At 58.0% G+C, this 12,678-nt stretch carries 11 protein-coding genes and 1 pseudogene; 6 read left to right on the top strand and 6 right to left on the bottom strand.

Annotation, left to right across the window (positions count from 1 at the left end; translation table 11 throughout):
- Positions 1-128 precede the first annotated feature (128 nt).
- From ABJ205_RS01550 to ABJ205_RS01540, 3 genes and pseudogenes are all read left to right on the top strand, one after another.
- Positions 129-1,295 (top strand): annotated as a pseudogene (locus ABJ205_RS01550) (CBASS cGAMP synthase); the annotation flags it as partial.
- On the top strand, positions 1,292-2,953 hold the full coding sequence (locus tag ABJ205_RS01545; RefSeq protein ID WP_348110907.1) for a ThiF family adenylyltransferase: 1,662 nt from the start codon (positions 1,292-1,294) through the stop codon (positions 2,951-2,953). The pseudogene ABJ205_RS01550 and the gene ABJ205_RS01545, both read left to right, overlap by 4 nt.
- Positions 2,889-3,413, top strand: coding sequence for a Mov34/MPN/PAD-1 family protein (locus ABJ205_RS01540; protein ID WP_348107464.1), 525 nt, complete (start codon positions 2,889-2,891; stop codon positions 3,411-3,413). The genes ABJ205_RS01545 and ABJ205_RS01540 overlap by 65 nt, the downstream gene beginning before the upstream one ends.
- A gap of 18 nt (positions 3,414-3,431) precedes the next feature.
- On the opposite strand, the gene ABJ205_RS01535 is transcribed toward ABJ205_RS01540, so the two are convergent.
- The 3 genes from ABJ205_RS01535 to ABJ205_RS01525 form a co-directional block, all read right to left on the bottom strand.
- Entirely contained in the window at positions 3,432-4,208 is a 777-nt protein-coding gene (locus ABJ205_RS01535; RefSeq protein ID WP_348107462.1) for a phage integrase N-terminal SAM-like domain-containing protein, read from the bottom strand.
- Between the two features lie 693 nt (positions 4,209-4,901).
- Positions 4,902-7,094 (bottom strand): hypothetical protein, encoded by a 2,193-nt coding sequence (locus ABJ205_RS01530; protein WP_348107458.1) that lies wholly within the window; start codon positions 7,092-7,094, stop codon positions 4,902-4,904.
- A complete protein-coding gene (locus tag ABJ205_RS01525) occupies positions 7,088-7,795 on the bottom strand; it encodes a hypothetical protein (RefSeq protein ID WP_348107456.1) in 708 nt (235 codons plus the stop codon). The genes ABJ205_RS01530 and ABJ205_RS01525 overlap by 7 nt, the downstream gene beginning before the upstream one ends.
- Between ABJ205_RS01525 and ABJ205_RS01520 the strand changes: the two genes are divergently transcribed.
- Together ABJ205_RS01520 and ABJ205_RS01515 are read left to right on the top strand one after the other, a co-directional pair.
- Positions 7,788-9,419 carry a hypothetical protein gene (locus tag ABJ205_RS01520; protein ID WP_348107454.1) on the top strand — a complete coding sequence of 544 codons (1,632 nt, stop codon included), beginning with the start codon at positions 7,788-7,790 and terminating at the stop codon, positions 9,417-9,419. The genes ABJ205_RS01525 and ABJ205_RS01520 overlap by 8 nt on opposite strands.
- Positions 9,420-9,564: 145 nt before the next feature.
- Positions 9,565-10,398: a replication-relaxation family protein gene (locus tag ABJ205_RS01515; protein WP_348107451.1), complete on the top strand. Its 834-nt coding sequence runs from the start codon at positions 9,565-9,567 to the stop codon at positions 10,396-10,398.
- Between the two features lie 148 nt (positions 10,399-10,546).
- Here the strand turns inward: ABJ205_RS01515 and ABJ205_RS01510 are convergent, their stop codons facing one another.
- Positions 10,547-11,311 (bottom strand): hypothetical protein, encoded by a 765-nt coding sequence (locus ABJ205_RS01510; RefSeq protein WP_348107448.1) that lies wholly within the window; start codon positions 11,309-11,311, stop codon positions 10,547-10,549.
- A gap of 172 nt (positions 11,312-11,483) precedes the next feature.
- A complete protein-coding gene (locus tag ABJ205_RS01505; RefSeq protein WP_348107446.1) occupies positions 11,484-11,729 on the bottom strand; it encodes a helix-turn-helix transcriptional regulator in 246 nt (81 codons plus the stop codon).
- Between the two features lie 193 nt (positions 11,730-11,922).
- Between ABJ205_RS01505 and ABJ205_RS01500 the strand changes: the two genes are divergently transcribed.
- Entirely contained in the window at positions 11,923-12,285 is a 363-nt protein-coding gene (locus ABJ205_RS01500) for a hypothetical protein (protein WP_348107443.1), read from the top strand.
- A gap of 145 nt (positions 12,286-12,430) precedes the next feature.
- On the opposite strand, the gene ABJ205_RS01495 is transcribed toward ABJ205_RS01500, so the two are convergent.
- A partial coding sequence (locus tag ABJ205_RS01495) for a hypothetical protein (protein WP_348107441.1) occupies positions 12,431-12,678 on the bottom strand: 248 nt, incomplete at its 5' end.

Raw genomic sequence — 12,678 nt, 5'->3', positions numbered from 1 at the left:
ACAATGAGGTTCGGCCTCACTCGGCGATCGGATACAACGTCCCGATCGCATTACAAAATCCCGGTGGCGAAGCCAGCCCGTCACCGTGAAGAAAGCCGGAAAACTCCAGCCACCGGCGCTCCAAAGTTCGGTCTCAGAGCACCGAAGACAAGCTTTTGCGAGAAGCTAGAACTAAAATTCGGGCGCAACTGCGGGGTGCGTTCGGCGCATTGCGCAATTACGTCTCCGACGCGGATGTTCGCGGCAAGCTTTTTGAGAAACGGGATTACCAATTCATCAACAAGGCTGAATCACTTCGCGAGCTTGACGTCCGGTTTTTGACGCAGGGCTCGTTTGCTTATGGAACACTCATTAGGCCCGCTCGGCGTTGGGCTCAAGAAATCGACTTGGACGACGGCATCTATGTTCCCATGCCATTTGTAGATGGCCGGCCGGTGTTCTCATCGGAAGGCCTGTTTGAAATTATGCAAAGGGCACTTGAACCGCTAGTGACCCGCGAGGGCTGGAAGTTCAAGCGAAAAAACACCTGCATTCGCATTACACTGGTCGGAAAAGGCGCGCACATTGACCTACCACTGTTTGCGGTCGATGACACAAGCTTCCGCCGTCTAGCCGAAATGTTTGAGCGACAGACCGAAACAACGTTTGGCAAATCGGCCAATCTTAACGATACTCTGGACACCATCGCGAAATCCGTGCGGCTCGGTTCAGGGCAGATTCTCCTCGCTGATCGTGAGGAAGACTGGCGCCCGTCAGACCCGAAGGCCATCCACGATTGGTTCATCGCCAATGTAACGAGATATGGAAAGGTCCTGCGTCGGCTGAGCCGCTACGCCAAGGCTTGGCGTGACGATAAATGGGATGATGCTGCCTTCTCTTCACTGGCACTGATGGTGCTTTGTGTGGAAGCACTAGCCGCGCTTGGCGAGCGCCCGTCCGAGGATCGGGATGATTTGTTGCTTCTGGCTGTTGCCGAGCACCTTCCCGAGCGGATAAGGAGGGGGAGTATTTCTTGGCGTGAAGGCGAGCGTGCATGTGACGATGAATGGTCACCAGAGTGGCGCGAAGAACTTGCCAAAGCGGCTGAGTCGTTTCGTGACGATGTTAAAGCGGCTCTTTATGACACGTTCCATTCGGACGTAGTCATCCAGAAACTCAGGCGGGCGTTGAGTGATCGTATCCCAAATGCGCCTGAAGCGGTGGTGATTGCCGCCGCAGCGCAGACCGCAGCGGTATTGGAGACTAAAGCTGAAACCGTGCCGATGCCTCGCGTAGGATCTTCGGTATCAGCTTGATAGCGGAGCAGACGGCGCGGTGGGAAGTCGACGCTACCCTAAGAAAACGCGGTTTCCGGCATGTCGGGCCAAATCCCGACCGATACCGTGGTTCGTTGCGAATTGGGCATACGACCGCCGAGGTTGAGATCGACATTCCTGACCTGGAATTTGTAGAACTGCCCAAAATCCGATTCGTTGACCGCTCGTCAGTCAGCCTTCCGATTATTGCACACCTGGAGGAAGGCACAGGCCTCTGCTACGCTGACCGCTCCCTACTGCGATTGGACCGGTTCCGACCCGGCGCTTCAATATTGCGTGTGTTGAGAGAGGCCGAAGCAACGATTGCAAAATCGCTCGCCGGCGGCGCGCTTTTGGAAGTCGCAACCGAGTACCCGTCATATTGGGGCGGAAGCAACGTCCTGGTCATGTTTGGCCGTAGCACAACCGCTAGAACTGCCAGACTAGCGGTTCCAAATAGCTTGAATTCGTCGACACAACTGCTTTTGGTCAACGACAAGCAGCATATCCCGGCCGGATTTCAAACAGGACGTTCAGCTATCACCGTACACGCGTCGACGGATATAGGCGCTGGAACTAATATTCTGGTACCAAAAACGCTTGGTCAGCTTCGAGAATGGTATGAGGAACAGTCCGGATTTAGTGTTCCGAGCTTCGGAGAAATCGGCAACGCGTTGTCTGACGGACAGGTGCTGTTTATCGCGGCGCGCAACGGTTGGGTTGGTTGCCAAATCGAACTCCCTACTGACCTCAAGCTGTTGGCAAAGCGTGGCGCAAGGCGGGAATTTCTGCGCGGCGAAATCAGGAAGCGTGAAACCAATATTGGGCTGATCAGGTATCACGGTAGCGAGGCAAGCTTGGACGATATCACTTCCCGCAACCTGAATGGCATGGCCACGTCGCTAAAAGGCAAATCTATCGCGGTTGTTGGCTGTGGAACAATAGGAAGCCATCTAGCTCGGTATCTTGTCCAATCAGGGGCCGGAAACGACGCTCGCCTGTTTCTGGTGGACCGCGAGTTACTTGCAGCCGGCAATCTCGGTCGACACTTGCTTAACTTCGCCGATATCGGTGAGTCGAAGGCAGAGGCGCTTGCTACTGAACTATCCCGTTTTCATCCGGACGTGCGGATCAAAGCACTGGCAATTGACGTAAAGGACGTGTGGAACCGATTGCGCGGATGCGATCTAGTCGTAGATGCTACAGGTGTCGAAGCGGTAAGCGACTATTTGAACCAAAGGGCGCTGGAAGCTCGGTCACTTGGACAGTCTGCGTTTCTCTTGCACACTTGGTTGTTTGGGAACGGAATTGCGGCCCAATCTTTTCTCAACGTGGGTGACGGGTTCGCTTGTTACCGATGCCTTCGTCCCGATCTTGGCAAGCCGTGGCTGAACGATCCCCGCAAGGACGTGAAAGATGTGGGACGTATAGCTGCTACGTCATGTGGGGATGGCCCATACCTACCGTTCTCCGTTGCCGCACCAGCGATGGCGGCGGGGCTTGGCCTGCAGGCGATATTGGATTTCTTTGATGGCAAACCAGGCGCTCGACTACGAACCATTGCACTTGATCTAGAAGAAGCCAGAAAACTGAATGAAAAATCACCAAAGCCACACGAACAGTGTCCCGCTTGCGGAGCTGGGACAGGTGCTCGTTGACAAGAGCGCGTGGGCGGCGATTATTTCATGTGCAAGGAACGAGGGGGCAAAGCATGAAGTAGGCGGGATACTATTGGGTTTGCGTCGAGGAAAGTATCTTCACGTGACCGCGGCGACACTTCCCGGCCTGCGTGATCGCAGTTCGCGAATCTGGTTCCTCAGATTCGATCGTATCCATCAAATCGCCGCAGTTCGAAAATGGCTCGTTTCTGGATTCAAAGTGGACTGGATCGGCGAATGGCACTCACATCCTGAGGTCTCTCCAAAACCATCTCTGGTCGATATCCAAACCTGGCAAAGCCAAGCCAACAAGCGCCGCGCTCCGATGGTTTATGTCATTCTAGGGCTCGAGGGATTCTGGGTCGGCAGGATGGAGCAGGGTTCTGCAGGACCATATGAGCTTGAGCTAGCCGAGGAATCAGACACATCTTTGCTATTTCAAGTCGCCGATTACGCTTAGAGTCCGTGCCGAAACCGCTCATGAGTTTCGTGCGAAGCGCCTGACGAGGATCATGACGGCTGCAGCGTAGAGGAATGCGGTGGCGGATTCGATAGTGGCCTCTGCATCCTTCCATAGCCTGCGGTTGCGGCTGAACCAGGCGAAGAAGCGCTCGACTACCCACCGCCTCTGCTGGACCGTGAAGCCGATCTGGTCGGGCTTGCGCTTGACGATCTCGACGGCGATTGAGGTGGCTTCGGCTAGCCGAAGCAGTTCCAAGAGCTGTGGCGAGAGCACCGCGTTGCGATCCTTGCGGCCCTTGCCCTGCTCGACACGGAGGAGCATGCGCGTCGAGTCGACATCATCGACCTTGAGGTGCGCGACCTCGGACACGCGCAGCCCTGCGCCGTAAGCAACACCGAGGGCGGCCTTGTACTTGAGGCCCGGTGCGGCTTCTAGCAGTCGCCCCGCTTCCTCCACGCTGAGCACATCCGGCAGCTTGCGGTGATAGCGGGTAATCACCAGGGCGCGCGACAGATCCCGGCGCTGCAGTGTCACCAGAAACAGGAACCGAAGCGCCGAGACAGCGCCGTTGATGGTCGCAGGTCCAACACCCTTCTCATGCTGATCAAGCTGGAAGCGGCGGATATCGTCCGGCGTCGCGGTATCAGGCGAGCGCCCGAGGAACGCGGCAAAGTACCGGACATGACGAACGTAGTCCTGCCGCGTGTGGGAGCCGAGGCCCCGCATGAGCATGTCGTGCTGCATGCGCTGGCGAAGCGACGAGATAGGTGCATCGGTCGACGGGGTAGCCATGGCGAGTTCCTCTCGTTGAAGGGAACTCCATGGGCGGCTCGCCCGCAGCTAACCGCTCAAAGGCTATGATTATTACGCCATCTCAGGCAAAGGCGCCCTCCCGCGAAGCGGGTTCGTGCTTGGGAGCGCAAAGCTGTCCTTGATCCACCGGAATGAAATGCTTCCGCTCGCGGAGTTGTTATCCATCAAGAATTCAATACAATTCTTGAACCCTAGGGTATCAACCCCGGGGCATCGCGATGCTCCTCAACATGAGGAGTATCGTGATGAGATTGTTGAGCAAGCGGCAGGTGAAGGAGCTGGTCCTGTACTCTCCCCAACACATAGCGCGCCTGGAAGTGGCGGGCCAATTCCCCAAGCGGGTACGGCTGGGCAACAACCGGGTCGGATGGGTCGAGGCAGAAGTGCTAGAGTGGCTTCAGGAACGCATCGACGCTCGTGGTCAACAGCACTGACTCTCCTTTTGTGAGAGCGAAGAGAACCGGTGGCAACGCCGGTTCTCTTTCTTTTTTACCAGTCTGCGATGGGGATATGCAGGGGGATACGGTATCCACTCGCAGCGTGTGGCTTGCCAGCTGGACATATCTGCTCAAACCGGCTCATTGTAGCGCATGCGGAACTCCGAATTTCGGCAGGAATCACAAAGAGGCAAAGAATTCTGCGGCGGGAACTGGTGGCCGCAACAGCTCGACGCTACCAGTCGGATTCGTCGTCCGGTTTCTCGATATCACCAGGAGGGTGCGGCCTGTTGGACTTGGTCTTTGGGTTTGCACTTGTCGCTGCCTCAGACTGTTCCCACAGAGTCCCTTCACCTTCTTCGTCTTTGTCTTTGCGGTCGTCTCGCCCTTGCGCTTTGGCGTCCTCGCGGTCCTCGGATTTGCTCTGGTACTGGCTCAATTCCGAGTAATGGACGGCATAGTTCGCACGCATCTGGTCGCGAAGCGCGTTCTGCTGATCAGAGGTCATGCGGAGCATTTCCTCCAGGGCACCGAGCGGAAATCGCAACGGGATCGCGGCGCGCGTCATGCCTCGTACATGAGCGGCAAAGGCGCCCTTCGGCTGGGCTTCGATCAGCGCCGGATCACAATTGAGCATCTGGGCGGCGGCCCGCGCGTCCTTGCCAGTGAAGCCGCCGGCGAACTTTATCGCGGTGTTGGCCGAGAACGCATCCTGGAGCTTTGAGTCCAGCTGACCGAGATATTGGTGCGCCAACACCATGCCGATCTTGAATTTACGCGCCTGGCTCAGAATGATCCCGACATTGCGATCGAAATAATCGGCGGCCTCGTCGATATAGACCATGGTGGGCATGCGCTGGCTTTCCGGCAGTGTCGCACGTTCCTGGGCGGCTTGGGCGATCATGGCAATGAAGAAGCGCCCGAAAATTTCGGTACCGCTCTCCTTCAACAGGTCCTTCGCAGTGTTGATCAGGATGACCTTGCCCGCGTTCATTTCGGCGAAGAGATCGAGCTTCGACCGCGGATGAGAGAACATCCGTTCGAAGGTCTGGTTTTCGAGAATGCCCCACAATCTGCGTAACACTTGCTGACGCGTCTGCGCGAATTCTTTTGACGGAAACTCGGTTTCGAAGAAATGCCGGGCGGTGCCTTCCAGGCGCGCAATGTGTTCGGCGAAGCGGATTTCGCTGCCTTTCTCCATCAGTTCGCGCAGGGTGTGAATGGTCGCGTCGGGAATGTGCAGCATCAGCCGCGTGACGTAGCGAAAGATCACGCTCTGCTTTTGCGTCATCTCCGCGGACAAAAGCGTGCCCAGCACGAAATCGTAGAGTTCCAGGATCGAATTGGTCAGGCGCTCGCGCTCCAAGAGCGGATAGGATTGAAGCCGCGCTTGGCCGACGTCGAACAGGTTGAGCGAGACCGGCCACTCAATGTCCGTCGGGTCGACGATGCAGACCCGATCATGCAGCGGTTCACCCGGAGCAAACGCCTTCAGACCAGCAATGTTGGAGATCAAATCCCCCTGACTGTCGATGACGATGACCGAACGCTCTCCGGAGGCGACCGCATCAAGATCCTTGGCGATCAGGTATTGCAATGTTTGCGTCTTGCCGTGACCCGACCCGGCAATGATGTGGTGATGCTCGAACCGGATCGATTGCGGGATGGTGAACATCTCCTCGCCGGCGAACAATTCAAGCAGCGGCGTTCCGGACAGGTAGGTGACGACCAAATCCTCCGGTGTCTTGGCATCAAACTTGGAGGGCATACGGAGAGGTCTGGAAAAGCCGTCTATATCGCGCGGGTCACCGCCCGATGCGGCAACGAAATTCGCCTCAAGGCGCTTGCGAAGTCGGGGAAACAGGCCGAGATGCTCAATTTCTTCAACGTGAGCGGCGACCGCGATCCGCTCCACGACTTCGCCCAATGAGGCGATGCGATCGATCCGCGGCGTCACTACGTTGATCCCGTTACCGACGTCATCAGCGCCTACCTTGCCGAGATTGTCGTAGAGCGCGCCGAAGCATCCCTGCACCAATAGCGTGATGGCGTCCGTGACGGACGGGAACCGCTCCAGCAACGCCTTCTGGGCATTGAGTTCGTCTTTCAACTCCCAATATTGCGCGGTCGTCCTGGTCTCGGCGAAATCTACATCCGGTAGCCGGAACATCCCCTCATATGCGATGAGCTGCGCCGTGAAGTGGCGCAGTTCGTCTCGCCGCTCGTCGGGAAGGTGCAAGACGTTGCCAACATCGCCGGCAACACGCGCGCAAAGGTCGTTCAACTGACCTTCCGTCTTGACCCCGTTGGCCTGGAGCAGGTGGTCGATGCGGCCGTGAAGATGCACCACTTCGGTATGATCGCTCTGGCGGAAAAACCCATAGACGAAGCGGTGGAGCCGAGCGCCGAGGTGCTTGGTCGCTACCATCCTCTTGCGAAGCCTCTAAGCATGATCCGGCGCGAGGTTTCCGGATCAAGCGGCGGCACGTCGGTCGTCTGCGTGCCGCCCCAATGCTTGGCGCTTTCCATGACGGCGCGAAGATAGGCGACCATTTGCCTTAGGCGTTCCTCGCGTATCGAAATATCGACGATCGACTTGCAGCGGAAATGTCGGCCGTAGAGCAAATCCTTGACGTAGACAGTTTCGCGAAACCGATCGTAGAACAGCCATCCGGCGAACGCGCCCGTCGCCAGGGCGGTCGGCGTGCCGATCGCGCGACCGAAAAATCCCGCCCAGACGAAGAAGGCAGGAACGACGGTTACCACACCGATGATGACCGACCATTTCATCAGCCCTTCGATTTCTTCGGTGATCAACTTCGCCTGGTCGAAGTCATAGCGATCGATGATCGCCTGTTCATCACCTTCAAGTTCGACCTTGCCCCAAAGCTTGAAGCGAACGGACCGAAACAGTCCCGGAGTCTGCTCGTGACGCATCAAAATCTTCATGTACGGCTTCCTCGTCCCGAACAGGAGAATTGAGACCGGGTTCGATGTATGGGTCAAGTTGCTTTTGAAGATGATCGCGTCGCTTGCTACGGTGGATTCATCCGTTTTCTGTGCATAAGCTCTCGCTAGGCTGGCGATCGTGAAGAGATTAATTGCATCCCTACTGCTCAGCATGGCCATCGCCTGGCCTGCCCAAGCCGAAACCTTCATCGAGAGACTTGGTCGCACCATTGATCAGGTCGGCAAGGATTTGCAGCAAGAGTTGGAAACGCGTGTCTTGCTCGGAAACCGCGCGGCCGGAGACGCCACGCGATTGCGCCAGGGCGTCTGTCTGGCGCTTCGGGGCGGCGAGGTGCTGTTTCGCAACAAATGCACCGCCGAGAAAACCTGCAACGGAACGCGGGACTGCAAAATAGCCTATCGTTGGCCACCGCGTGACTTGATGGAAGCCCGCTGGGGAGAAGGCAAGCCGCTGACCTTTATCGGCGCGGCGGCAAAGCAAGTTGCCTACGAAGGGCAGCCGTGCCTGTCCATTCGCAACGGCACGATCATCTTCTGTTTCATCGACGACAACCGTGCTGCCGCGCCTCTTTTGCCTGCGCCGTCGCTGCCGGGCGGAAATGATATCGCTGAGGTTCCAGAAACCGGCGTCAGCGACACTCCGAAAAAGGACAAGACCGCTCAGAAGGGCGAGCCTGACGAAGACGGTTCACTGCGTCATCAAGCGGAGCGCGAACGGGCGCAAGCCGACCATGACGCAGAGAGAAGGTCGCAAGCTGCCGAACAAAAGAGACGCGAAGCCGAAGCCAAGGCCAATCTCATCGCCGAACTGACCGACGATGCCGACATCGACTGGTTCTTCAAGGACAAGACACTGGCCACTCTGGCACCCGTTGACGCCGCCCAAGCCTGCCGCGACTTCTTCCTGTCGCGCGTTATCGCGGTCGCGCGGCAAGCGCCCGCTGACGCGGTTGAAGCCATGCACGACCGATGTGACAGAAAGGCCGAGCGTTACGGGCGGCGCATCGTCAAGCAGGAAGCCGCGCGTCTGGCTGATCCGTTGCTGAAAGCGCCGGCCACGCTCCAGGGCCTACGACAGCACAACTGGTTCAAGCTGAAGCCGTCAAGTCGGGACCGTTTCACGCCGCTGCAACAAACGCGCTTGGAGATCGAATTTGATAATGCCCTCCGCACCCATCGCGACAGCGCCGTCAACGATGCGGTCGAAACGATCAGGAAAGCCTATAAATCAGCGGAGCCCTTGACCGAATCGGCCGACGCGGCCCTGGCAATGTGCAACCTCAAGGGCAGTCCGCCTGAAGTTCTGATTCAGACCTGCAAGCAGCTCCGCGAATCACTCAGAGCGCGAATCAAGACTGCTCGGTGTCGCCGCGCGATTGACCAATCGGGGGCCACCCGGGGCATGCTCGACATGGCCGTCGAGGCATCCGGGTCGCGCTACGAAACGTGGCCGCTGCGCCGCGTCATATGTGCCGGCGTCGGCAACCATCCCGACTATCAGTTTACGATTGGCAACGGGCTCATTCCCTGGCTCACGACACCATCGCTGCAGGTCTTCAACGGCAACTCCAATAAGCTGCTTGATGTCGAACTCCGGGTTTCAACACCGCGTGACGGGCGATCGTTTGGCCAACTGCTCCTTGATATCGCGACCGGCGAGAACGAGCGCGAAGTGCCGGAAAAGCTGGTGGTTGAAAAAGTTCGCTTTGCGGCCCGTGGCATCACCTGGCGCAACGACCGCGCCATCATCGGCTGCGTCCTCGGTTTCATTAAGTGCCAGTGATTTTTTTGCCTCGACCATAGCGCTTCGCCGCTGATTGTCCCGCGCCATTGCGAACCATAGCAAACGGTGACGCGCGGCTCCGCTTTCGCCAAGCTTGTCTCGGGGCTCGTACAAGAAGACGAGCGACAGTCGAGGCGAAGGACAGATGGACACGGCCGCAAAACGCGACACGCTTGGACGCCGCTGCCGCTTTACCCGCACGCCTCTTGGTAAGCGGCTGGTGCTTGGGCCGCGCGATGCGGTGATCCTGCGCTGGCTCTATCGCTACCGCTATTTGCGCCAGGACCACTTGCTGGCGCTGATCCGGCCGAGGTCAGAAAAGCGCTTTGTGGAGCGGCTCGGCGACCTGTTCCACGAAACCGGCTACCTCAATAGGCCTGCGCTGTTGGCGCCGCATTTCGATGCCCGATCAACGCCGATGCTCTACGAAATCAGTCAGAGTGGCGTGGCCTATCTTGATAGCCATGATGCATTGCCGCCGCGTACCGTCACCTTTTCGCGCCGGTCGCCCCGCGCATACAATCCGCAAATACTGCACACGATGATGATCATCGACACCCTTTTGGCCGTTGAACTCGCGACGAGGCAGACACCCAACCAGCGATTCGTCCCGGTCGATGAAATCCTGGCTCGTGCTCCGGCCTCGACGCGGCGTGCCCCGAATCCGCTATCGATCCCGGTGACTGTTTTGCCGGAGCGCAACCATCCGGTTGTCCGCACCCGCATGGAAACGCACCTTATCCCGGACGCTCTTTACGGCGTAGAGCACCGAGCTGGAGGCGAGAAACGCTATCGGTTCTTCGCGTTGGAATGCGAGCGGACAAGCCCAATTTCGCGATCAACGGCCAAGGCATCGAGCCGGGCCCTTAAGGAAGCGACCTACGATGCGCTGATCCGCTCCGGCGCGTTCACGCAGCACTGGGGCATACCGAACCTTGCGCTGCAGTTCTGTTCGCGGTCCAAGCTGGGTCCCCGTTGAGAGCATCTCATCCGGTCAAAGAAAACGCCGCGCACAGTTACCACATGATGCGCGGCGCTCTGCATTCATTGAACCAAAGGAGAAAAAGGCAATGAATTGATGGAAGCGTACCGGCCAGCCTGATCTTCTTCAACCTCCTTTCGGCGAACTACGCGACGAACCGAACACACTCGGTCTGGTGGGACGGCACTTCAAGTTCCAGGTCGAAGGGATGGAGCGAGACGATTCGGAAGTCGGCCGCTCCTAGACCAAAATATGTCTCCACCGAGAAGCGATCACCGCTACGCGGCTTTTGCTGGAAGTGCCCGCTCTCGGAGACCAGGATGATGTCGTCTTCGAGCGCGACCACAGTGCCGTAAGGACGCCAGGTGCGGTCGGGAACGCCGGACCGACGATAGGCAAAGTGGTATGCGCGCGGCGCTGCAGCATCTCCGGTAGTGAGCAGCACGGCGGCGTAAACGTCAGAGATTGCCGTCGGGTCGTGGTGGAAATCATGCGTGTACCAGTTGCGGCCGTAATGGGCGTTGGCAAGTGCCTGGTTCGGCCAGCCGCTGTCGACCTCGTAGATGCTCCAGAGCGGCGCCAAATGCGTGCTCGTCGGTCTTCGTAGGTGATAGAGGCGTCGTTCGCGGCCGAACTGCGAATAGACGTACTCTTCATCCACGTCCATGAGCGCGACCGGATCAACATCAAGGAGTGACGCAAACCCGAAGACGGTATCGGCGCGCGAGGGGATACCGTGATCAAGCCAGCGATAGATAGTGGCCTTGTGGCGGCTGTCCGGGCGGCCGTTGCTCTTGCCTGAAGAATTGCGCTGGTCGCGATGTTCCCACTCGACCACGAGCCCGTCCACGGATTCGTACCGGTCTTTGATGAGAGACAGCGCCAGAGATTTTCGGATCGGTATCGGCATGTGGTGATCATAGGCAAATCGGTCGCGTTCCCTGTCTCATTTTTTGCGACTCGGTTTGAGACACGCAATTGCGACACCTCGACTATGCTCATTCCCAACGCAATTGAGGTGGGGTGGCCACGATGACGACAAGAGCTATTTCGGGCATGCGAGTGTTGTCTCGTGACCCACCTTAGTCCGCGGGTTCGGTGTCGAGTTCGTCAAGCAGGCGGTGCGCGTCAGCGCCCAAGCATTTGGCGAACACGATGAAGTCGGCAACGTCGAGCCGCAGCTGACCGTTCTCGAACTTCGAGATGTATGCCTGCGTGCGACCGGTCGCACGCGCGAGGTCCGCTTGCGTTATGCCGGCCTCCAGCCGGGCGCGTTTCATGATCTCACTGAGCCGCGTGTTGAGCGGCGAATAAAGGCCGGTGCGCATCCGTTGTCCGTCATACCGCGACAACGGATTGACTAAATTCCAGTTATTATATATTCCAAACAGTAATATTCCTATTGGAATATAGGGAGGGTTATGTTTGCATTCGTCACTATGCGCTCGTTCTGGCGACTGCGGAGCGGTCGTCCGGCGACCTCTCATCCACCAATTCGAAACTAGACGGAAGGAGCAGAGCATGCGGCTACCCACAGCCATTTTTGCAATCGGCCTGGCGGCAGTCGCAGCAGGCTGCACAGCCACCGCTGACGGCGGCGGAGACACGGCGCCAGCGAAGAGGGTTCTTGCGGCCGGCCCGCAAAACGCAACCTGCCAGGCGGACTTTCCGGGCCACGGGCCAGGCTGGCTGACTTTCAGGAATGGAAAGCCGGTTGGTTACCGGACCAACGCCTATCGTGCGAGTTCGGTCAGTCTGTCAGGAAATACCGTCCGAATTGACCAGGCTCGTTTCCATATCAAAAGCGCGAGTTCGCAAGCCCTGGTCGGAGATTGGACCCTTGGACGCTATCACGCAAAGAACCTGAAGTTCGCCTGCAAATAGATACGCCACGCGGCCGGTTTCAGCGCTTCAGACCCAGCATCCAGTCGAAGATGAGAACGGCACCGTCTTGCCGGCACACTGAAAGGCACATGATATGCACATTAGAAGTCTGATCCCCGCCACGGCGTTTCTTTGCGCGTCAAGTTCAGCTGCGTTGGCGGCCGATCCGATCGATCCGGACCGGTTTCGGGAACCGGTCGTGGAGGCTGCCACCTTCGATTGGACCGGTCTTTATGTCGGCGCGCATGCCGGTGCTCTGAGACCGAACTTTGGAGCGCCGGTGGCTGGAGTTTTCCGGCTTTTGCTCTGAGACCGAACTTTGGAGCGCCGGTGGCTGGAGTTTTCCGGCTTTCTTCACGGTGACGGGCTGGCTTCGCCACCGGGATTTTGTAA

The organism is Erythrobacter sp. (assembly GCF_039988855.1).
Lineage (GTDB): Bacteria > Pseudomonadota > Alphaproteobacteria > Sphingomonadales > Sphingomonadaceae > Erythrobacter.
This window is presented reverse-complemented; position numbering and strand designations above follow the sequence as displayed.

Bases quoted from the DNA above. Each gene is read 5' to 3' on its own strand.
- ABJ205_RS01540 (WP_348107464.1), top strand. From the start codon at position 2,889: ATGAAAAATCACCAAAGCCACACGAACAGTGTCCCGCTTGCGGAGCTG.
- ABJ205_RS01535 (WP_348107462.1), bottom strand. From the start codon at position 4,208: ATGGCTACCCCGTCGACCGATGCACCTATCTCGTCGCTTCGCCAGCGC.
- ABJ205_RS01530 (WP_348107458.1), bottom strand. From the start codon at position 7,094: ATGGTAGCGACCAAGCACCTCGGCGCTCGGCTCCACCGCTTCGTCTAT.
- ABJ205_RS01520 (WP_348107454.1), top strand. From the start codon at position 7,788: ATGGCCATCGCCTGGCCTGCCCAAGCCGAAACCTTCATCGAGAGACTT.
- ABJ205_RS01525 (WP_348107456.1), bottom strand. From the start codon at position 7,795: ATGGCCATGCTGAGCAGTAGGGATGCAATTAATCTCTTCACGATCGCC.
- ABJ205_RS01515 (WP_348107451.1), top strand. From the start codon at position 9,565: ATGGACACGGCCGCAAAACGCGACACGCTTGGACGCCGCTGCCGCTTT.
- ABJ205_RS01510 (WP_348107448.1), bottom strand. From the start codon at position 11,311: ATGCCGATACCGATCCGAAAATCTCTGGCGCTGTCTCTCATCAAAGAC.
- ABJ205_RS01505 (WP_348107446.1), bottom strand. From the start codon at position 11,729: ATGCGCACCGGCCTTTATTCGCCGCTCAACACGCGGCTCAGTGAGATC.
- ABJ205_RS01500 (WP_348107443.1), top strand. From the start codon at position 11,923: ATGCGGCTACCCACAGCCATTTTTGCAATCGGCCTGGCGGCAGTCGCA.